The organism is Pseudomonas sp. LBUM1648 (assembly GCF_059716145.1).
The window spans coordinates 4,184,673-4,207,009 of the sequence record NZ_CP166808.1; the positions used below are offsets into that span (position 1 = coordinate 4,184,673).

General features: G+C 53.8%; 15 protein-coding genes and 4 pseudogenes. 8 read left to right on the plus strand and 11 right to left on the minus strand.

The window, feature by feature from the left end; translation table 11 throughout:
• The 6 genes from ACA043_RS18965 to ACA043_RS18990 form a co-directional block, all read right to left on the minus strand.
• On the minus strand, positions 1-1,242 hold the full coding sequence (locus ACA043_RS18965; protein WP_497614734.1) for an HlyD family type I secretion periplasmic adaptor subunit: 1,242 nt from the start codon (positions 1,240-1,242) through the stop codon (positions 1-3).
• Positions 1,239-3,596 carry a type I secretion system permease/ATPase gene (locus ACA043_RS18970; protein WP_497657674.1) on the minus strand — a complete coding sequence of 786 codons (2,358 nt, stop codon included), beginning with the start codon at positions 3,594-3,596 and terminating at the stop codon, positions 1,239-1,241. The genes ACA043_RS18965 and ACA043_RS18970 overlap by 4 nt, the downstream gene beginning before the upstream one ends.
• A 369-nt stretch (positions 3,597-3,965) precedes the next feature.
• Entirely contained in the window at positions 3,966-4,436 is a 471-nt protein-coding gene (locus ACA043_RS18975) for a response regulator (RefSeq protein WP_497657675.1), read from the minus strand.
• Positions 4,433-4,930 (minus strand): hypothetical protein, encoded by a 498-nt coding sequence (locus tag ACA043_RS18980; protein WP_497614739.1) that lies wholly within the window; start codon positions 4,928-4,930, stop codon positions 4,433-4,435. The genes ACA043_RS18975 and ACA043_RS18980 overlap by 4 nt, the downstream gene beginning before the upstream one ends.
• Before the next feature lie 903 nt (positions 4,931-5,833).
• The gene (locus ACA043_RS18985) at positions 5,834-6,322 is read right to left on the minus strand and encodes a hypothetical protein (RefSeq protein WP_497657676.1); all 489 of its coding nucleotides are present in this window, start codon (positions 6,320-6,322) and stop codon (positions 5,834-5,836) included.
• Between the two features lie 79 nt (positions 6,323-6,401).
• Complete coding sequence (locus ACA043_RS18990; RefSeq protein ID WP_497657677.1) at positions 6,402-9,746, minus strand: Ig-like domain-containing protein; 3,345 nt, start codon at positions 9,744-9,746, stop codon at positions 6,402-6,404.
• A gap of 425 nt (positions 9,747-10,171) precedes the next feature.
• Between ACA043_RS18990 and ACA043_RS18995 the strand changes: the two genes are divergently transcribed.
• The 3 genes from ACA043_RS18995 to ACA043_RS19005 all read left to right on the plus strand — a co-directional run bounded on the left by ACA043_RS18995 (position 10,172) and on the right by ACA043_RS19005 (position 12,411).
• On the plus strand, positions 10,172-10,729 hold the full coding sequence (locus tag ACA043_RS18995; protein ID WP_497614747.1) for a DUF2975 domain-containing protein: 558 nt from the start codon (positions 10,172-10,174) through the stop codon (positions 10,727-10,729).
• Between the two features lie 9 nt (positions 10,730-10,738).
• The gene (locus tag ACA043_RS19000) at positions 10,739-10,966 is read left to right on the plus strand and encodes a helix-turn-helix domain-containing protein (RefSeq protein WP_497614749.1); all 228 of its coding nucleotides are present in this window, start codon (positions 10,739-10,741) and stop codon (positions 10,964-10,966) included.
• A gap of 755 nt (positions 10,967-11,721) precedes the next feature.
• Positions 11,722-12,411, plus strand: coding sequence for a response regulator transcription factor (locus ACA043_RS19005; protein ID WP_497614751.1), 690 nt, complete (start codon positions 11,722-11,724; stop codon positions 12,409-12,411).
• A 15-nt stretch (positions 12,412-12,426) separates the two neighbouring features.
• Here the strand turns inward: ACA043_RS19005 and ACA043_RS19010 are convergent, their stop codons facing one another.
• Complete coding sequence (locus tag ACA043_RS19010; RefSeq protein ID WP_497657678.1) at positions 12,427-13,050, minus strand: response regulator; 624 nt, start codon at positions 13,048-13,050, stop codon at positions 12,427-12,429.
• A 675-nt stretch (positions 13,051-13,725) separates the two neighbouring features.
• Here ACA043_RS19010 and ACA043_RS19015 point away from each other — a divergent pair.
• From ACA043_RS19015 to ACA043_RS19035, 5 genes and pseudogenes are all read left to right on the plus strand, one after another.
• Positions 13,726-15,048, plus strand: a complete 1,323-nt coding sequence (locus ACA043_RS19015) for a lytic murein transglycosylase (RefSeq protein ID WP_497657679.1) — start codon at positions 13,726-13,728, stop codon at positions 15,046-15,048.
• A 17-nt stretch (positions 15,049-15,065) separates the two neighbouring features.
• A pseudogene (locus tag ACA043_RS19020) lies at positions 15,066-15,242 on the plus strand (transporter associated domain-containing protein); the annotation flags it as partial.
• A 242-nt stretch (positions 15,243-15,484) separates the two neighbouring features.
• Positions 15,485-16,237, plus strand: a pseudogene (locus tag ACA043_RS19025) (amidase).
• Positions 16,238-16,257: 20 nt separating this feature from the next.
• Positions 16,258-16,683, plus strand: coding sequence for an amidase family protein (locus ACA043_RS19030; RefSeq protein ID WP_497657680.1), 426 nt, complete (start codon positions 16,258-16,260; stop codon positions 16,681-16,683).
• A 417-nt stretch (positions 16,684-17,100) separates the two neighbouring features.
• Positions 17,101-18,268 (plus strand): annotated as a pseudogene (locus ACA043_RS19035) (transposase); the annotation flags it as partial.
• Here ACA043_RS19035 and ACA043_RS19040 read toward each other — a convergent pair.
• From ACA043_RS19040 to sseE, 4 genes and pseudogenes are all read right to left on the minus strand, one after another.
• Positions 18,268-18,789 (minus strand): annotated as a pseudogene (locus ACA043_RS19040) (IS21 family transposase); the annotation flags it as partial. The pseudogenes ACA043_RS19035 and ACA043_RS19040 overlap by 1 nt on opposite strands.
• 127 nt (positions 18,790-18,916) lie before the next feature.
• Positions 18,917-21,367: a hypothetical protein gene (locus ACA043_RS19045; RefSeq protein WP_497657681.1), complete on the minus strand. Its 2,451-nt coding sequence runs from the start codon at positions 21,365-21,367 to the stop codon at positions 18,917-18,919.
• A gap of 44 nt (positions 21,368-21,411) precedes the next feature.
• The gene (locus tag ACA043_RS19050; RefSeq protein WP_497657682.1) at positions 21,412-21,819 is read right to left on the minus strand and encodes an InvB/SpaK family type III secretion system chaperone; all 408 of its coding nucleotides are present in this window, start codon (positions 21,817-21,819) and stop codon (positions 21,412-21,414) included.
• Between the two features lie 85 nt (positions 21,820-21,904).
• A complete protein-coding gene (gene sseE, locus ACA043_RS19055; RefSeq protein ID WP_497657683.1) occupies positions 21,905-22,336 on the minus strand; it encodes a type III secretion system effector protein SseE in 432 nt (143 codons plus the stop codon).
• Between the last annotated feature and the right edge of the window lies 1 nt (position 22,337).

Here is a 22,337-nt window from a genome sequence, read left to right on the forward strand (position 1 = left end):
CTATCGCTCCCGAAAAGCTTCCCGTGCCTTGAGCACGGGCTTGAGCAGGTAGTCGAGAATGGTTTTCTCGCCGGTGCGGATTTCCACAGAGGCGACCATTCCGGGAATGATCGGCAAGGACTTGCCTCCCGCTTCCAGCGAGCTGGTTTCAGTCAGTACCAGCACCCGGTAATAGGTATCGTCGGGACGACCGGCAGCGGCTTTTTGATCATCCTTCAAAGTATCCGGGCTGATGTGCTCGACCTGACCTTTCAGGCCGCCATAGATGCTGTAATCGTAAGCCGTGATTTTCACGGTGGCCGGCAGGCCCGGTCGCAGGAACGCAACATCGGCCGGGCGGATTTTTCCTTCAACCAATAACTGATCCTCCAACGGCACAATTTCCAGAATGGGCTCGCCGGGCTGGATCACACCGCCTTGGGTATTCACACGCACGTTCTTCACCGTGCCACGCACCGGCGCCGTCACCGTTGTGCGCTCGACCACATCAGCCCGGCCGACCAGGTTTTCGCTGGTTTGCGACAGCTCCAATTCGAACTTGGCCAGGTCCGAGTTGGCCTCGGCCTGATAGCGGTTGACCCGCTCGACGATCTGCGACTTGATTTCGTTGGCCTGACGGCGCATACGCAAGATTTCCACTTCCGACATCAATCCTTTTGCCGCGAGCGGCTCCGCCAACTGAATCTCCCGGCTGGACAGCGCGTAGCTTTTCTGCAGCGCGCTGATGCTCTCGTTCAAGGCATTTTTACGTGCGTTGTAGGCTTGGGTTTCTTGCTGCACCACCGCCTCGTCGGCTTTCACCATCTCTTCGAACTCAAGGGGCTGCTGATAAGCCTCCGCCCGCAGCCGGGTGATGCTGGCCTTCAGACCAATGACCTTCGACAAGGCTTCGCGATAACTGGCCTGGGCACGGGTCGGATCGATCTTGAGCAACACCTGCCCCTTCTCCACCACGTCGCCTTCGCGCACGTTCATTTCCGCGAGGATCCCGCCCTCGAGGCTCTGGATGATTTGCTCGCGGCTCTTGGAAATGATCTTCGCTTCACCCATGGTGATTTCCTCGACTCGGGCGAAATACGCCCACACCAGCGCCCCGATCAGGACGGCGCCGATCAGATGCAATATCAATTTCGAACCGGGCGTGGTCTGGGTCAGCAGCGATTCCTGAATGTCGTTCATGTACGCGGCATCGCCGGGTTGCAGCGCGGCGCTCTCACTGCGCCCAAAGAATTTCCTGATCATTGAGCCACCTGCGATGTTGTCGATCCGGCCTCGGCAACCGGCACAGCTGCAGGTCTTGTCGCGTGCACAGTCATGGATGACGCGCTGCCGGAAGCGGGACGTTCGGCAGCGCCCTTCGCAGCCGTCGGTTTGCGGTTATTGGCGTTCATCGCGGCAAGGACAGTGTCTTTGGGCCCATCGGCGACGACCTTGCCGTCCTCGACCACGACGATGCGCTGGACAAGGGCCAGCAGCGAGGGACGGTGCGTCACCACCACCAGGGTCTGCCCTTGCGTCGCTCTTTGCAGATGTTGCAAAAACATCGCCTCGGTCTGGGTATCCATGGCACTGGTCGGCTCATCCAGCAGCAATAGCTGCGGACGCGCCAGCAGCGTGCGGGCCAGGGACACCAACTGCCTTTGCCCCCCCGACAAACCTTCACCCATTTCACCGATCGGCAGATTGATGCCTTGCGGGTGACGGGCGGCCACCTGGTCCAGCCCACTCAATCGCAACACCCGCAGAAACTCATCGGCGGTCGCTTCAGGGCGGCCGATCATGACGTTCTCGCGCAATGAACCGTAGAACAGGCGAGCGTCTTGTCCTACGTAACCACATGCCTTGCGCCAGTCGGCCGGGTCGATCTGATTGACGTCCAACCCTGAACTGAACATTTGCCCGTCGACCGGTGAATACAGACGCGCCATCACGCGCAGCAGCGTGGATTTTCCACTCCCGATGCGGCCGAGAATCGCCACTCGCTCACCCGGTTCGATGCTCAGGTTGATACCTTGCAGCACTGGAGGATTTGGCTGCATTGGTGGTGCCGGATAAGCAAAGCCGACATTTTTCAGCGTCAGTTGGCCTTCGATCATGGGTTTGGGCAGGTACTCACGCAGGCTATCGCGGTCAACCGGCAACGCCATCAGACCATTGAGCGATTGCATGGCCGCCTTCGCTTGCTGAAAACGCACAGCCAGGCCCACCACCTGCCCCAGCGGCGCCGTAGCTCGACCGGCGAGCATCACTGTGGCGATCAAGGCGCCCATGGTCAGGTCGCCCGCATCAATCAGGTAGACGCCGACCACAATCAAGGCAACGGTCTGAATCTGCTGAAAGAATGCGACCGTACCGGTGGCTATGCTCGTGAGTTCCCGAGACTTCATGGAGGTCGCAGCCGACAAGGCACTGAAGGTTTCCCAGCGACGCTGCATATAGGCTTCACCGCCTACTGCCTTGAGTGTCTCGAGGCCTTCGATCGACTCGATCAGCACGCCTTGTTTAAGTGAGGACTCGCGCAGGTTTTCCTTCATGGTTCGTGCCAATGGCCACTGGATAATGATGCTGATGCCGATGATCAAAGGAATCAGTAACAACGGAATCCAACCCAGTGGGCCGCCGATGACGAAGATCACAGCGACAAACATCAAGACAAAGGGCAGGTCCGAGATCGCCGCCAAAGTTGCCGAGGTCGCGAAATCACGTACCGCTTCGAATTCGCGCAACTGGTTGGCAAAGGATCCGGAAGACGCCGGTTTGTGTTCCATCTGAATCGACAGGGCCTGCCGAAACAACAACGTCCCCAGCACCAGGTCGGCCTTCTTTCCCGCCACGTCCAGCAGATGCGCGCGCACGTAACGGGCGATGGCCTCGAAGACCATCGCGATGGCGACACCGATTGCCAGCGACCATAAGGTCACGAACGCCTGGTTGGGCACCACGCGGTCATAGACGTTCATGGTGAAAAAGATGCTGGCCAAAGCCAGGACGTTGATCAGCACCGCACCGATCGCGGCACTGCGGTAATAACGGCGATAACGCCACAGGGTACTCAACAACCAATGGCCGGCCGGCTTCGCGAGTTCTTCCCCGGCGCGCTTGTCTACCTTGGCTTTGAGCTTGGCGAGAATGGCAAAGCCTGCGTACAGCTCATCCACGTCGGTCTGGCTTAACTCGACGGGGTCATTACTGATCTCGGGCAGGATCACCGAATACACAAAGGCACGCTTATCCTTGTCCGCCGGATCTTTGCGGCGCTCCAGCAAAATGCAGCCGCCATGATCCTTGCGCAGCAATATCATCGGCACCAGTTGCGCCGGCAACGCCTGCGCCCGACGCTCCACCAGCCCCGCCGACAGCCCGGCGTTGGCCAAGCTTGCAAGCGCCAAAGAAGGAGAAAGCACCCCGGCCTTGGGCAGCCCCGCCGTCAATACCTGATACGAACGCCCTGTTGAGTAGTAATCACATAGCCAGGAAACACACTGCAGCAAGGTGTCCTGGGTTTGGGGTTGAGTATGGGCTTGAGTTTCGGCCTGGGGCAAAGGTGCGGGTTGAGCATCCGTGACTGGGTTTTCGGACGAGCTAGTAGTCGACATTCACGAAGTCCTGAGTTTTGGTAAGCCTGCGGCGACGCTCATGGGTGACACTCAGAAATCAAATGCTCCTGGAGTGGCGTTGCCTTCGGATCATGATGTTTCCTGGGTGAAGGGGATTTTGACCCGCGCGCCCAGACACGAAAACGAGACTTGTCTCAAAAAGCACCCAAGAACTGACAGCTGGGGACTAACCGAAATAAGGGGGACTTAAACCAAGGCGCTGAAATTGAGGATGGGTATTGAGTCGGCATAGGAGGGGCTGGGCATCGTCACCCTATGCATTTGCGCAGGCGCCAACGGTAGCGCAGAAAAGTGGTAGGGCCCTGATGGGTTAACAACTCGATTGAAAAAGCCTTTGAGCCTGGGACGCTAATTGATCCAGTGGCTCGTATTGCTCTGTGACGGGGATAAAGTCGGAAAATAGAGTTCACCGACTCGGACAGCCCTCACCGCATGGATCAACTGCGACAAATCTTTTTTCTTGTCGACAAACCCGTGAGCGCCCAGCTGCATGCAATGCACATCCAGGTTGGTGGACAACCGCCCCGTCGACACAATGATTTTCACTGGAAAGCGTTTGGCGGTGACCTCACTGATAACTGTCAGCCCATCCATCGAGGCGATGCCCAGGTCCAATATCATGGTGGAGGGCGCAAGTGTCTCCAACAATTCCAGCGCCTGCGCACCATCACCCGTTTCTGCCACGACATCGAACCCTTCGCTGGCCAGCAAAATGCGCAGCGCCATGCAAACGGCCGGGTGATCTTCGACGATGAGTATTCGATTATTCATCGCGTAATGACTTGCAAGATTGCCAGGATGCCTCCAACCGTCACTCATGACTGAAAACCCGCTATCCGATGTTTCGTAACCGGATACTGAGCATCCGCAACACAGGCACGGATTTCACTCACTCTTCTATATTTCAAGGTTTTATCTATCAACAAGAGAAAATCGACCAATACATAGTAGTTGACCGTATCGACCAGCCGCACCTGATGCTGCGGACCGCTGGTTAATGGTTGGTAATCCTTTGGCCGACCATGAGGGCCGGAGATAAGCACATGCTTCAAGCGAGGATTATTCATGACAAAGTTAACAACGTCACGCCCCGCACTTGAAACAAGTTCAGCATTGATAATCAGCAAATCAAAACGATCATAAAAATTTGGACTGTAATGGGTCAGATTGATCAATTCATCAAAAGACGCAACAGGGCAGACTCTAAAATACCCTAAAAACCCTAAAGATTTGTCAATGACAACCCGTTGTTCGAAGTTAGGATCGGCGACCAACACTCTCATCATACTGCTGGTAGGTAATGAGTAATTCATGATTGATGCTCAATTATTTAAATGGCACCCATAAAATACTCTGACCCTTGCGAACCGCGATGCAAGACCTGTCTTAAAGTCGTGAATGTAAAACAATGACCGGCGTATATAGCGCCGACGCTGTTGACCGTATGCATCATCAGCGATGCGCGTCGACACGCACAACCACCCGCTGGCCCTGCATATAACTGGTGATCCTCTCGATCCTAGAACCACTGCATGCGGCTCTCATGAGAGCGCTTCGGGACACGAATGCGGGCACACCTCTCGTTTTCAATTTTTTGACGACGTAGTGCTCTGCAGGGCTACATTAAGAGCATGGGATATGAACAGCAACCATATTGTGATTGCGTAAGTATGTACTTCGTCTAAGCGATATGTGTATAGGTATGTTGCGTGTCTCAACTGGACCACCCGGCTATCCCATCGCACCAAAGGCTGATCGCTCAACCGGACTCAATGGTATTTGCACACTTGCAGTTCAGCTGATGGAACAAAAGACCGGATTGGTGGACACCGGTCATGGACTAACCAGTATCTGATAAAAGGGCCCCTGAGCGCGCCGGTAGCAAGCGGTTTCCGGTCTTTCCGTAGCACTCCAAAAATAGATAATAGCTCACTAGGCTTCTTCCGATTGAGTTCCATGAAGCTCCAACCTACCCAACATAGTAGATAATCAACGTATTCTCGCTCCCATTGACCAGTCAAATTTGCCCGAGCGTCGCGTTCGATCCGACGTCAATGATGCACCCATGTCCACCGCTAGTCTTCAATGATGTAACGACCGAAAAATAACGGCGCCGCACTTTTAGCGATACAGGAATTATCCTGATTTGCACTTGCCAACTCGCGGATAGCCCACCGTTTCGCGGCAGTGCTATCCACACGTTGAAACTGCCGGACTTAATTCAAGGCAGTTACGGCTTCCTGTTGATAGTTGCAAGTCTGCACAGTCGATGCCCGAGACAGCGCCTGAATTTGCTGACGCATACCGGCCAGCTGTTGTTCGGCCTTGTCCTGTCTGACGAACTGCGAAGGTTGAGTGATGTCGTCATCGAGCTCAAGGAAATAGGTCAGGCCACCTGCCAGGTTAATGGAATGCGCATCGTGTCGGCTTGCACTGAGTGTGTGCGCGCCGGCGGCAACGCATAATGTCGAGAAACCACCGGGCAACAGCGCTGTGTGGAACTTACGGTCCACATACACATTGATCGCGTCGTTTGGGGAATCGCTCGTCGCAGGCCGGAACACCACTACTTGCGCTTGCGCAGAAGACACCGGGGCAACTGCCGAGTAGTTGCTGCCGAAGGCTTCAACAGCCAACACCTTGGGCGCGCTGCACAATGCCATTCCCAACAGTGCGATTTTTAACAGAGAAATACGCTTGACCATGCTCATGACTCCACGGCGGGCACCGTCCGGTGCCCGCTTGAGATTATTCAAATAGAAAGAAACGGAAAGCTCGCCCGGCTTACACCAGGTTGGTGGTAACGCCCTGTTGCACGAGCAATTCTGCATCCACCGAAGAGTGCGAATACACGTCGTACACCACACCACCGACGGTCACGTTGCCCTGCGCGGACCAGTCACCCGGATCGTTGGTACCCGACAGCAGATCATCCAGATTGACCACATCGCCGGCGTTGCCCTTGATCATCATTTGCACATGGCCATCATCAACAAACAACGAGGTCTCGCCCTGTGCGAGGACATCGCCCAACGACAGATTCAACGTGTTGTTGCCGGTGCCGGTGATGTCGATGACTTCGATGGACTCCAGCTTGCCGGCGATGCTGTCCAGATTCAGAACCTGGCCAGCGCCGGTGAGGCTCAAGGTATCGACGCCGGCTTCGCCGTTGATGACGCTGCTGGCGTCATTCAAGTGGGCGGTGTCGCTCACTGTAAATACGTTGTCTACATCGTCGCCATAGTAGGCACCGGTGCCATCGATCTCTTGAGTGGCCGGGGGATCCATGTAGTTGAAGCTGCCGTTGGAGAATTTGAAATCATCAACCCACAGCCAATCACTATCCGTTCCAGCGAACTCCACCGTCGTGAATGTCAGGCCGTTCGGGAGCTGGAAATTCACTTCCTGAAAACCTGCCGGTACAGGAGGCAACGCCACTGTGTGCACCAGACCACCAATGGCGTCATAAAAGTTCAATGTGATGGGGCGAGTAGCCTGCCCAACCAGAAATGACATTGCTCCCGCCTCCACACCATTATTCAGGGTGATGGTCGGATTGCCAGCGGAGGCCGTCGTAGTAAAACCTAATCCCCGTGATGGAGTTGTGATGCCACTGAAAGACACCCCTGCTGCGAGGACTCCATGGCTGGTATCTGTTGGAGCGCCCCCCCAGTCAAATGTGAAGCCACCAAAATTCTGTGTGCCGCCGGCAGGCACGCCACCTACAGGCACAGCCTCAAAGTCAACCGTCTCCAATTCAGGCATCAGATGCTGAGAAGCATTGCCCGCCGCATCGATGATTAGTGCTTCGGAGTTGGTCATCGCCGCGCCAGCAACCGTCGTGACGTCCACTGATCCTGCATCGATCTGCGCTTGCGTCAGCTCAACTTCAAAACGTTGATCCCCGACCACGATCTGAACCTTGTCGCCTACTTCTAAGCCATTCCCATCGAAGTTAACGGTGACCACCGAGCCATTGAAGTCCAGGGAAGTCGGTGCACTCGGGCCCACGGTGTCCAGAAAGACATCCTGGCTGCTGGTAGTGAAGTTGCCCGCTGCATCCACCACCCGCGTCTGGATAGTCCAGTCGCCCGTGTGCGCTGTCAGGTCGAGGAAGCTCCAGGTACCGTCAGCATTGAGCAGTGCATCGAACCAGGTCGTACCACCGTCGGTGGAAACCTGAACCTTTTCGCCTGCAATCAGTGCTGATGTCAGCGAGCCTTCGATCAAGCGGCCGGCGCTGCCGTTATTGGTCAGGAAGTCACTGGCGCCGGCATCCTTGTCCATGCTTTCGACAATGGCTTGAGCCAGAGGCGCCGCGGTTTCGACGGTGATTGTATGCGGGTCGGAGGGAAGACTGGCGTTGCCCGCCGGATCATTGACAACCATGATGATGTCATACGTACCGTCAACCAATGGCGTGGTCGTCGAAACCGACCAGCTACCGTCGGGTTGCACCACTGCGGTGCCGATGATCATGCCGTTGCTGTCGCTGATAGTGACCGTGTCGCCCGGCGTTTGATTGCTGCCGCTAAAGGTCGGGGTGTTGTCGTTGGTAATGCCGCCATTGGCGATCGGACCGGTCCCCAGATTAACGTCATCGATGACGCTATCGATGCCACCCAGACCACCCGCGCCCGGCTTGCCCGGGGCAAGGGAGTCCACGATGATGGCGTAGGGATCGGAAGGCGGGCTGGTGTTTCCGGCAGCGTCGGTCACTGACATGCTGAAGTTATACGTGTCATCAGCAAGCGGTTGACCGGGGGTATACGACCAGGTGCCGTCACTCTTGACAGTCGCGGTGCCAATAACAACGCCATTGTTCAAGATGTTCACAATGTCGCCCGGCTGTTGATTGCCACCGCTCAAGGTCGGGGTGCTGTCGTTGGTCAAACCACCGTTGGCGATCGGACCGGTAACCAGATTAACGTCATCGATGACGCTATCGATGCCACCCAGGCCACCCTCACCCGGTTTGCCCGGCGCGGACGCATCAATGGTCAGCACGAAGGGATCGGACGCCAGCCCACTGTTTCCCGCGGCATCCACGGCAACCACCGAGAACTCGTAAGTACCGTCGGCAAGTGCTGGCGACGGGGTAAACACCCAATTGCCGTTGGCATCGACCGGGGCTTCGCCAATTTTTACCCCGTTGGCGTAAATATCGACTGTGGAACCAGGTTCCGCCTGGCCGCTGAGCGTCGGCGTGCTGTCATTGGTCACGCTGTTTTGCGCCAACGGACCTTGCGAGCCAGCAACGTCATCCAGCACTTCGTTGATCGCGACCTTGCCCGGTGCCGCCAGGTCAATCGTGAAGTCAACGCTGGTCGAAGGCGTGCTTTCAATGCCCAGCGGATTTTTCTCGGTAAAGGTAATGCTGTGCGCCCCGGCACCCATCGGCGTTGATGGCGTGAACGACCAAGTACCATCCGCACCGACAACCGCTTCGCCAATGATCTTGTCGCCGTCGCGAATAATGATGATATTTCCCGGGTTGCCCGTGCCGTTGAAAGTGGGCGTGGTGTCGTCGGTGGAGTCACCGTTTTTGATCGGGCCTGTCTTGTTGCCGACATCGTCTGTGATATCGCTGACGTTTGGCGTGCTCAACGGAGGCGAATCGTCTTTCTCGTCATCGTTGTTGGTCATCGCGTAAGCGGCCCCCAACAAGCCTATGCCTGCCAATCCCATCAGGCCAGCGCCAACCCATCCCATACCGCCGACCCAACTCATACCGCCGGCGGAAACCAAGCCGCCACTCATGCTGGCCATCGATTCCGTTGCGAGCACTTGCGGTGCGGCTACGTCCTCGATGAGGAACGCCGCGCTGTGGTCTTGCAAGGCGTTCGAGGCAACGTATTCGTGGAAAGAGCCGTCTTCTGCCATGCCGACCAACTGGCCCTGAGTATCGTAGAACCCTTCGATGATCAGCTGTGGCTGATCCGGGTTGGTGCCTTCCAGCGCGACATGCAGATCCTTGCCGACCCGTTTGACGGTAATGTTTTCAGGCGCAACCCCCTTATCACCTTCGGCGAGTACGTATTTGCCATTGGTGACCGCCTTGATCCGGACGGGCTCACCCGATTTCGCGACTCGAAGCTCTGTCGCTTCGCTAATAGTCTTGCCATCCACGACGGCTACGTTGACTGCGTTTGTGCTCAACTTTGATACCTCTCGGGCCAAATTAGCCAAGTCTTCGAACCGCCTCTCCTGAAGAATCCGAGGTGATTGGTTGGCTTGATTGATCAAATTTCACATTGCTGCTTAATACATAAGTCAGTGATGGCAATGATCTTTGGCGCGAGGCTCAGCCGATATGAGACGTGTCTCAAAACAAGCCAGACAGATGCGCGCGGCAGGTAAACGGAAGAAGCTTGCAGTCAGCGTGGATTGGAAGCGGGCAAACACGTTGACATTGATAAATTATCGCAATACAGTAATTTATGACTGCAACACAGTCATAACAATCCCCTCACCTCTATCAGTCTTCACCGCGAACGAGCACGATAGATCGGAGTAAAGGGAACAAAAACTGAACCGAACAGGATGCTTTTTCGATGACCAATGATGAATTAGCCCGCCGCAGTCGCTTGATGGCAAAGCTCACTAAATTTTTGATAGTCGGCATGCTCGTACTGAACACCGCCTTCTGGATTTTTCCGGAGTTTGCGCGGCAGTACGACATGGGCTTCAACCTGACGGCGACAGGCCTAAATGCAAACCTGAATGTCGATGTCGGGAACATGCCTTGGTGGCAAATTGCAGGTGGTTTATTCCTGTCCAGTATTCCTTTGCTGATTCTGGCTAATGGCTTGATCTCCTTGTGCCGCTTGTTTGAGCTGTACGGTGAAGGGCAATATTTCGCGGAGAGATCAGCCACTCTGCTCGGCAAGGTAGGGTTCGCTGTGATCCTGTGGGTACTTGTGAGTTTCGTGCTGACTCCGGCAATGAGCGTCTGGATGACCTTGCTTCAACCTCCAGGCCAAGGGTTTCTCACGATCGCCTTTAATGCATCGGATCTGCTCAGTCTCTTCCTCGCTGCCTCGCTGATGGTCGTTGCCCGCATTCATCAAAGAGGAAGCGCCTTGGCTCAAGAAAACAAGCAATTCATCTAGGGCCAAGCCATGACCATTGAAATAAAACTCGATGTGATGCTGGCTCAACGCAAGGTCAAATCCAAGGATCTGGCAATTGCCATCGGCATCACGGAACAGAATCTATCCCTGCTTAAACAAGGCAAAGTGAAGGGGTTTCGACTGGCGACTCTGGATGCGATTTGCAGCTATCTGAATTGTCAGCCAGGCGATCTGCTGACGCATGTCGCAACGACTGAGACCGCCATTGAAGACTAACCGGAAATAAATAAACGCAACCCCGACACCCGATGCAGTGCATCGGGTGTTTTTGTTTTGAAATCCAGTAAAAGAAAGCTCTATCCCGCGCAAGTGCTCATGTAAACATCAGGTGGATCAGGTAGCTCGACAAGCATGTCATGCTGTCCGGCGGCCCATTGCGCACGGAGACGAACGAAGTACGAGTCGCTGCTGGTAATGCGGTAGCTCTTTGCCTCGGCAAAGCCGTCCTTTCTGCACACCAGCACATCCAGAGGCATGCCCACCGACAGGTTACTTTGCATGGTCGAGTCGAAGCAGGTCAGGCCACAACGCAGACCTTTCTCGATCGAAGTCTTGTATGACAGATTACGATCCAGAACAGGCCGGCCGTATTTGCTCTCACCTAACTGCAAAAATAGGATGTCTTCTGTCGCCGGGATGAAGTTGCCTGCGGATAAATATTGTAGACACCCATCTTGCGCCCCGCGATCTACTACCAACAGGGAGTTGGCTGTTCAACCACAACCAAAAACATGGAAACGCTATCGGTCGCCGCAGACACAGCCCGGTTAAGGCACAACAAGGCAAAAACGAGACTTGTCTCAAAATTGAACGAAAACCTCATTGCTGGACGATACGAAAAATACAGAACGCTTAAGCTGAGGCACTGAAGGCTATTGATTTCTTTGAGGGCGACGCTAAACCCTATTAAGATTCACGCCTTGCGAACGACGTAAGTCGATTCCTACCCATCGTGCCCAGGAGGCCAAAAGATGAGATGGTCGGTAATTTCACCATTGCGAATTGCACTATTGGATGACCATGCGTTGATTCGTGAGGCGTTGAAAATTCGCCTGTCAATGGAACCCGACTTCAAAGTAACCGGCGTTTACACCACGAGCCGCGACCTGTTGGAAGGATTGCGCCTCCACTCCCCGGACTTGCTCATACTCGATTATCAACTGGCCGACGGCGAGGTTGACGGGCTGCGCCTGATTCAATCGATACGCTCGCGCCACCCAAGTGTGAAGATCGTGATTTTTTCGGCCACTGAAAGGCCTGCCACGGTGAATATGTGCATTCGCGCAGGGGTCAATGGATTTGTTGGAAAAACACAGCCGGCCGAGGATTTGCTGAAGGCCGTGCGGATGGCGGCCATGGATCGTACTTACATGGCTCCGACCACCACGGCAGAGCTTGACAAACAACCTCTACAGCCCATCGGCGCAGAAAAACAGCTCGACAATTGGGATGAAACCCTCGTCGACAACCCCGGACTTTCCCCCAAGGAGCGCGAGGTCCTGCGCTGCTGCCTTGAGGGCTTGTCAGTCACTCAAGTGGCAGAGAAGTTTTCCCGAAGCCGGAAAACTATCAGCGGCCAAAAGCAGTCCGCCTTCAGAAAACTGGGCATCCGTACTGATATCGAATTATTCAAGCTGCATCAACACCTGAAGGAGCTTTGAACGGCGATACCCCGTTCAAAGCATGCCGTTGCGCTTTGCCATTGCGTACAAATCTGCCATTCCCGCGATCTGAAGCTTGCGGAACATACGCATTTTATATGTACTGACCGTCCTTCGGTTCAAATTCATGATTTCGGCGATTTCGCTATTTTTCTTTCCCTGCAACAGACACCTCATCACGTTACTTTCGCGGGCCGATAAGTGCTCTATCAATACTTGCTCTTGCGCAATCTCGTGGTTTTGCGACAAGCCGCGTGCAGACGAAAAATACTCATCATCGGCCCGTACCGCTCTTACGGCATACACCAATTCAGATAACTCACTGCTCTTTTGGACAAAACCATGGGCGCCCATTTGTCTGCTGCGGACGACTAGCCCCTCCAAAGGTAGCCCGGTGAATACGACTATTTTTATCGGCGATTGCATCTCAGCCAATTGGCCAATAATCGTCAGACCGTCGACAGTGGGAATACCGAGATCCAGAATCATGAGCGAAGGATTATGCAGCTCGACCAAGGCCAACACTTCGCCGCCGTCTCCTGTTTCTGCTACCACGTCATAGCCCTCGCTCGACAGAAGCAAGCGCAACGCCATACGGACTGCTGGATGATCTTCAACGATAATTATTCGATTATTCACGCGACGCCACTCTCGTTGTAGTGAATATTAAAGCTAGTGACGTAAATAGAAAAAGCCACCCCGACAGCTGGATCGAAAACCAATAAGTGAAACAAGCATGACCAGAACTTAGGGATTTAGGCTCGCCGAACTAGTTGATCAAAATGCTCGCCCCTCTAACTCTCGCCCCCCTGTTCAAGTCGACAATCAGACCAATAAATATTACGCCTGGAAAGATATTCGAGTTTACGATCAGCGTGGCAAAGCGCTCAAACAGGCCGATAAAGAATGCGTCAATGCGATTAACCTTAGAAGCCGCTGGCAGTGGCGCGAAAAAATGCCTGACTCGGCCAGCGACTTCTTGAGCGCCGCTGCTCACAATACTGATAGACGATCAAAGCCCTCATCGTTATAGCCGATACACAGGGAAAACCATCTTAAAATTTTTTTCGAAAAAAAAGATGTAATAAAGTATCACCCCTCCGCCTCACCGCGCTATAAGACATGTCTCAAAAAAGCATCACAATGATTAATTAATTCATACAGATCATTGATACAAAAAATAACTACCGCTATTGTTTTTCAACATCCAAGCGAAAACCCCATTGATTCAGCTTAATAACTTTCCGCCTACTTAAAACAGACGCCACATATATGTTATTGTCGGCACCCTATTCATACTTTCTGGACCTGAGCATGCCCTTTTGTATTTCCCGTCATTGGCACTTGTGCCAACTGATTGCTGCCTCAAGCCTCATTTTGCTTGTAGTCTCCGCGGGAAAACCAACCGTCGCCGACGCCCAACCGCTTCAGACGGTCCCTGTCACATCTCTCCCGTCCATCGTTGCGCCTGTGACGTCAACAGATGACAACATCGACATCCAGTCTACGCAGACCTTCGAGGAGTGGCAGGCAGATTTCCGAAAGGAGGCACTTGCCGCTGGCGTTAATCCTAGCCTGTTCGACCGTGCTTTTGCCGGTGTGACACCGGACATGAGCGTGGTTCGCGCCGACCGCAGCCAGCCGGAGTTCTCCCGGCCGGTGTGGGAATACCTCGACGGCGCACTCTCTGCACTGCGCGTTCGCAAGGGTAAGCTGCTGCTCAACCAATACGCCGACGCCCTGACCACCATCGAACAACGTTATGGCGTCGACCGCCGGGCGCTAGTGGCGTTCTGGGGGATGGAAAGCAATTTCGGCAGCTTCCAGGGCAACAAGTCGGTGATCCGCTCGCTGGCAACATTGGCCTATGAAGGTCGACGCCAGGGCTTTGCCCACGCGCAGTTGTTGGCGGCGCTACAAATCCTGCAACAGGGTGACATCACGCCCGAGAAGATGCTCGGTTCCTGGGCCGGTGCCATGGGCCAGACTCAATTCATCCCGACCACCTATAACAATCTCGCAGTAGACTTCGATGGCGACGGTCGCCGAGACATCTGGGACAGTCCTGTCGATGCGCTGGCTTCAATCGCCCACTACTTGCAAATTTCGGGCTGGCAAAAAGGTCAACCGTGGGGCTTCGAAATCGAGCTGCCGAACACATTCAATTACTCGCTGGCCGACGGCGAGATTCGCAAAAGTGTCGCCGAATGGATTCAACTGGGCGTGAAACTACCCAATAACGCGAGCATGCCGCCAGGTGCCGAACACCTGTCTGCCGCCCTACTGCTGCCGGCCGGTTATCGCGGCCCGGGGTTTCTGGTCCTCGACAACTTCCGGGCGGCCGTCAAGTACAACAATTCGTCGTCCTACGCATTAGCTGCGAACTTGCTGTCGGAGCGTTTTACAGGCGCAGGCTTAATCACCAACGAATGGCCCAAGGATGACCTGCCGCTGAATCGTTCAGAGCGAATGGAGTTGCAAACTCTGTTGAGCAACCACAACTTCGAAGCGGGCAACGCTGACGGCATCATCGGCACCAACACCCGTAAGGCGATCCGTGCGGCTCAGCAGTCGTTCGGCTGGCCAGCGGATGGCTACCCGACACCCAAGTTGCTAGAAGGTTTGCGTAAACGTTAAAAGCATCGCGGGCTGCCCGCGATGGCTATCAAGCAACGGCGACCAATGACTAACAAACGCTCGCAGGGTTGGTCACGCACCTGCCGGGTCGCTTGTGAATCATTGGAGACAAGCACAATTGGCAGGAGTGGAGCATGACCGTTGTCGAGGTTGAAGAGCGGAAAGTGACGAGGGTGCTGTTACGTAAAGATTGAGGATAGAAAGCAAGGCCGGCAATGCAACCTTTCCGCAAAACTTTGTCGAGATGAGCCGCATTAAGCCCCGTAGCAGGCAGATGGTGCCAGGCCTCGCCCGAAATTACGCGTTTCGATGATGCTTTAAGCCTGTAAAAATATTGGAGCAAACACGATTGTCTTTACCATATTCATTACTCCGTCATTCAGCTTCTGAACTTGCCAGATTGATTCAACGGCGCGAGCTCTCCTCAACATCCATTGTGTCCACCTACCTCGCACGTATCGAAGCGCTTAACCCATCACTCAACGCCTTGGTGCAGGTGTGTGGCGAGACGGCGTTAGCGCGCGCCTGGGAAGCCGATCGAGCAGTTGCCAAAGGTGAGTACTGGGGAGCGCTGCATGGCGTCCCCTTCACGGTCAAAGATGTTATCGATACTCGCGGTGTGGTGTCAGCAGTCGGCTTGGTCGATCGGGTGCGATAAGTACCGAAGCAGGACGCTGTAGTGGTTACGCGAATGAAAGCTGCCGGCGCGATCTTGCTTGGCAAAAGCAATTGTCCACCCGGGGGCGGCGGGGTCGTCACCGACAACCCCATATACGGTGCTACGCGTAACCCGCATTCTCTATTCCATAGCCCGGGAGGCAGCAGCGGTGGCGAAGCTGCGGCAATTGCCGCTGGCCTTTCACCATTGGGATTGGGCAGTGATTCCGGTGGTAGCTTGCGTGTGCCTGCTCATTTCTGCGGTGTTAGCACGTTGAAACCCGCCAGTGGCTGCGTACCCAACACCGGTGTATTCGATCATCCTGGCTGGTTCAGTGACTATCGCAGCCAGATTGGCCCAATGGTCCGACATGTCGAGGATCTGGCTTTGGCGCTGCAGTTGATCGCCGGTGAGGACGGTCGGGATGCCGGCGTGATACCGATGCCGCCCCCCTCAATAGGTACTGTCGTACTGCGCGGTTTGAGAGTGGCTTGGTACAGCGAGGGCGCATTGCGCGTGTTGATGATATAACACAGACGACTCTGAAGTCGGTGGCCGAAGTATTGAAGGAAGCGGGTGCCATACTCTATACGGCGTTCCCGGAGGCATTGGCCAACTCCAGAGCCATTACCGAACGCTATTGGGCCATGAGCAAAGGCTCCGGGGCGGAGTTAGTACAGTTGTTGGCGGACTGGGATCAATTTCGCAGTGAAATGCTGGGGTTTATGGAGGGCTACGACATCATCCTTTGTCCGGTCGACGCCGCACCGGCGCCGTGCGTGGGAGAAGCACGGCCTACCCTTTTCAGTCACACGTTGCCCTACAGCTTGGCAGGCTGGCCCAGCGTGGTGATTCGTGCCGGCACTAGCGATATGGGGTTGCCGGTGGGGGGGCAGATCGTCGCGCGGCCTTGGCACGAGCATGTTGCTTTGGCTGCGGCAGCAGTCGTTGAGAAAGCGCTGCCGTTCATAACTTGAGTCGCCATCGGTCACTGGCAGACAACCTGAGCCTAGTGCGAGCAGGGCTGTATTTAAGTGCGAGCCGCTATAACTAAAGGCAATAAGCCCATCATTATGCAAGCGGGTGCTATGCTTTACAGTCAAGAAAATAGCCTGCCTCGGCATCAGATTTCGTTTCTGGCGCTAATTGCGCACGGATTACTTGTCTGTTGGGCCCTGCGGCTGAGAGAGGTGCCGCCGAGTTCGTCGGTTCCGACATTTACGATGAAAATGCGAATGAACGCTTTTGGCCGTTTTCTGCCCGTCGCGAGAGTCAGAGAACAACCGACTTTGTTGAAAAAGTAGCTCCCCTGCCTGGCCTGCGGCAAAATCTCTGCATTGGCCAGCGGGGAAGCACGCAGCATGATGGGGCAGTTATCGAGTGGGTAGGAGCGGCTGTTTTACTCGTTCAACCTTGAAGATCACATTCTAGCCACTCACCTTCTGCGCAGCATAGATCGCTGTCTCGATCTGAGCGACCTCCGCCATTAACTCGCCGATTTCTATAGCCCGATTGGGCGTCCGTCGATTGATCTTGAACTGATGATCCGCATGCTGATCGTTAGCTATTCCACGGCATTCGCTCAGAGCGGCGGTTGTGCGAAGAGGCCCATTTGAACCTGGCGCATCGCTGGTCTGCCGGTGGAGCCTTGAAGATGCATTCCCCAACCACTCGACCTGTTCCAAAAATCGACACGGCCGTTTCCGGGACAGTGATCTGTTTCGCTGGTTGTTCAATGAAGTGCTGCGTCGCTGCATGGCGCCGGTCTGGTCAAAGGCGAAGGCTTTGCCGTGGACGCGAGCATCATCAAGGCGGATGCGAGTCGGCAGCGCAGCGTACCAGGGGATGAACCGGTCAACTGGAGCGATCCGTCCCTGAGCAGCCGCGCCGTGCGTAAGTACCTTGAGGCACTCGATGAAGAGGCTCTGGCCGAAACTCTATCGAAGCGTTTATCGCTGACTGATCCGCAGGTCCGATGGACCGCAGCTCCAGGCGGCACGGCTTTCTTCGCCTATTCCACAACTATCTGATCGATACCGAGCACGGCGTCATCGTGGATGTGGACCCACACCGGCTCATCGAATGGCCGAGATCGAAAGCACCAAGACCATGATCGCACGTGTCGAAGCGCAGTTCGACATCAAACCGGAGCGCCTCATTGGCGATATCGCTTACGGTACCGCGCTGATGCTGGCCTGTATGGTGTAGGAAAAAGACATCGATCCGTATGTGCCGGTGTGTGACAAAACCGAGCGCAAGAATGACAGTTTTTTGAGCAATGATTTCCACTGGAATGAAGAGGCTGAGGAGTACCGCTGCCCAGCCGGAAAAGCATTGCGCAACAAATGTCGAGCCTTCAAGAACGGCCGTTCGCATGTCACAAAAGCCAACACCATTATCCTCCGGTCCCGACAGACCTACTGTGCTACGTGTCCGATGAAAGTCAAGTGCTGACCGAATACTGCGCTCCGCAAGATCGCTTGCAGCGTCCATAAAGCTGCTCGCGATGTGGCTCGACGCATTGCAACAACCCCAGCATCTCAGCGCTCTCGCCACGAACGTAGCGCACCAAAAGAGTGGGTATGGGCATCGAACAACATCTCGTGGCCTTGGCTGGGATAGGCAACTAACCAGAATGCGCGACTGGCGCACAGCTTTCTGTGGGAGATCTGGATGCGTCAAAACAGACCGCCGATCAGCAGACCTTCTTCGCACCAGTCAAATTGAAAAGCCTCGCCGAGGGCAAACGTCATCGGTACAAATACGTCTAAAGACTTGCCTTGCTCGCCTCGTCAGGCGCGGACAAACGCGGTGGGCTGGCTGTAGCCGCCTTCATACCCCCCGGCGTTGATCTGCTCGAAAAGTGCTTTGGCGCTCCTGCGGTTATGTTTTAGCCGGAAAGAATAGGCCTTGAGCGCCTGCCCCAGCGTCTCGCGGAATGGGCTGAGTTTGTTGAAGGTTGCGCACCGTTGGTACGTTGGTTGAGTGGCTTCGGGTACTCCGATAAATTTTCGGATGGTGTTTCTCGACAGCCCGGTACGCCTGACTATCTGATGCAGCAAGAGCTTATCGCGGAAGTACATTCACCGGATTTCTCCAAACATTTAAAAAGTTTTGCGGCAATGATCTCACTGGCCTGTGCCATGCGGTGTTTGCGACAATACTTTTCGTACAAAGCCTAGATGTCCCCTCAATTTGGTAACGGGGGGGTCATGCTTTGCGGATGCTCCAGTTATCCAATACGCTTCCCTTGTAAGTGCTCACTACATGCTCGGCGATAATATGTTTTAAATGCGCAATCGCAACTTTATAATTTTTGTCTGTAGGTGCTTGTTGAGCTTGTTTCGCGCTCTCAATCAACACTGCATAAATAGACTGAGCCGCACTGTTGTTTTGACTGATCTTTTCAAGTTCAGATTTCAATGGACGGTGTGTATCAGGGGATGCGATATTCTGGATGATCTGTTTGAAGTCATTAATATGCGCAGCAACATACATATCCCACTCTTTGCCGAGTTCATTGTCCTTTATTTTCTTTCTGGCAATTGGCAAAATAAAATCAAGCGTCTCCGCCCCCAGTGTTTCGTTTAAAATCACTTTATAAGCGGCATCAGTCATTAATTTTACTGAGCTACCTGGCGTGGTGGGAATTGTGACATTACTGTCATCATGGGCAGTTTTAAAAATTTGCTGCACAAGCATCATCGGTGTGCCATCTTTGACTTTTAGCAGCGTTGTCGATGAGATCCCGTGCGACTGATGCAACGCGGCTCCCCCTAATGAAGAAGGTAGCTCAGCGAGACCTGGGCTCGGCTTGCCCATACTGTTCAGCAATGTATTGACCAGTAGACTCAGTCCATCCATTGTTTTGATTTCGCCTGCCAGCTCCAGCTCGATGTACTCACCCACGCAGTAAGGATCGTCGTGTTGAAGCACACTGATGAGATTCGCCTGTGCCTTAGCGTCTAGGAGTTTCAGCGGATCCGTAACGTTTACGGTGGCCGAACACACATTGCGCTTGATTGGCGTACTGACGTCATAGATCTTCAGCGACTCAGGGCGCAGTAACATGCTGTGATCTGATAGCAAGCCTTGGATGGTTCGCTCACAGTCAATGTCTACTTTGTTGGCCGCTTTGGATACGACATAGTCAGCCAATATTTGTGACGCCGAGTTTTTGCAACTTGCAATTTGCGCCCTAATGACAGAAACATTTTCACCCCTCAGGATCGCTGTCGTAACAGCTGCGCTGTGCAACCTTGAATGATCGCGCATTGACTGAACCAGTACTTGCCCGTCTTTGGCAGTCCCCTTGTTTTTTGCAAATACCAACGCGGCATCGTTACTGGCGGCCATAATATCAATGAGGTCCATGCGTTTATTTTTAGTCCCCGTTTCCTGACTAATGCTGAGCTTCCCGGAAACCGTCAGAAAATAGCTAATTGAAGCTTGCCCTGTCACCACTTTGTACTGTGTGTAATGCACCTCGGCCGGTCGAATCTTACACGCGACCGTTTCGACTTCTACATCATTAATATTGGCCGCTGTGAGCTTTTCCATTAGAAAAGGGCGACTTATATTGACGTAGAAAATATCCTTCTCATAGTTGCTGGCTAACTTTATGATTTCGGACACATTAGAGAGCGTGGTAAATTTGCTTTCGGAGAACCATGTACCTAGCTTGGCGCTGTTGGCACTTACATAATCTGCCAGGTTTGCGTACTTTTTGGTTTGGGCCATTCCGAAGTTAAGACCTAGCTCAGCCAGGCCACTCAACAGTTCAACACCAACGGCGAACTCGATACCTGTGCGGGCACTTATTTCACCCGCAGGTGTGCTTGATAACGATTTTTTATTACTAACTTGCACAGTGGCACTGACCACACCTGCAGGATCCAATGATTGCACATATTTCATGCCGAAGTCGTTTGAGCGACTGCCGCCTTGCTCTATGTAAGCAAGTCGCTCATTGAGTTTAAAATCAAGTGCTTCTTTAATCTGCGCCGTCAGACCGCTGCGAAAGTGCCACTTCATGATGCGACTCAGGTCCATCGTGTCGAGGCTTTCTTTCGTCAACCTATTCATAACGCCCAATTGACTAGTTATATCTTCTGCGCGCTTGAAAAAAGAATAAAATATATACAGGTCATTATTGGAGCACGGTACACCCGCCTGCATCTTGTTGATATGAGCAAGTAAGCAGTGACTGGTCTTAAGTTTTTCCGGATATTTGGGGTACGCTCTCTCCAGCAGGATCATTACAGAGCTCGCCACTCGCTGGGCATCACCCACACTCACGGTGCCTTTTGTGCGCAAGGCGCGAGCAGGTGCATCAGGTTCTTCGACACCTTGGCCTTGCACGCTATTAGATGCGCTGATTGAATCATGCTTTACCAGCACACTGTTAGTTTTGCTGAACGCGAGAGCGACGCTGTTTTCCTTATGCTCCGTGAGATTTTTCACCTCCAAGAGTTTTTCTTTTAATTGCGTTAGTGGTTGTGCAGGGGCTAGGTGCTCTCCCCGTTCCAGCCCCTTAGCGCCTGTCGCATTATGAGCGCCGTTCAAATGCTGATTGAGCGGCTGAAGGTGTTGATTTTCGGAGTAAACTTTCGGGGATAAATTCGGAGCGCTAGACGTAGAGGCGTTGATCACGACAGGCATAACGGTCGACCTTTAAAATTTTTATAAAAGAATACGCAACATTTTTATTCACGAAATAAATGACAAATTTCTTTCAGTGCAGCCAAGTACATATTCAGTGCATTGGCCAGAGCCTTGGCGTCAACGAGTGCCGAGTCGGCCAGTAAAACCCGCAATTCCAGTTGATCATTAGAATTAACCAACTGCATCTGCTCGGTGCGCGCAAAGCAACAGCGGTGCATTAAGAATCGTAACAATGCTTCGCAGTGATGAAGCATCCGCATATCACTAATCCCAGACAGCTCGCTCCAGAACCAGAAGTCATTATCAAGCCTACCAACATTCAACGTCGGAAGTTGCTCCAGTCGCAACTCGATAGTGCTATAGCCATCGAAGCTCCCAATCTGTGTATCGGTACAACCGCTGATCACTAGTGCTTCCCGAAGCAAGGAGTCAATATGAAAAAACGACATCAAGATTTCTTCTATTATTTTTAGTAAATGAGGATGACGCATAAGAGTGTGGAGGGCCCACTCAAGTGCCCTTCCCTTTTAAACGTTATGACGCTTGAGTCGTCGTGGAGGTGAGTGGATAAACCAGCCAGGACTCACCCTCGACTTCTTCCCAGGATGCCCCCTGCGCCATCATTACGTTCGCCAGTCGCTCACGCACCTGATTGATCTCGGCGTTCGCAAGGCTGTCGATGAAGCGGCCGCGCACCGAAGAAAGTTCTTTGACATGGCGCTCGATCCGGTGAATCAACGAGATGAACTGCGAAACCGCTCCGCTTGCTCCTTTGGCGCTTTCGATGGCGGTGAAGTTACACACCGTCAAGATCCTGTCTTCAAACCGGTACACCAGTTCGAAATCTCCCAACTGGACCTGCCACCCCATGACGAATTCGCTGTTTTCAAAATAGGCGACCTCTGGCTGCAAACCCTGCGACTTGAGAAACTGCGTGACCGGATCAATGGACTGGAGAGCAGGCATT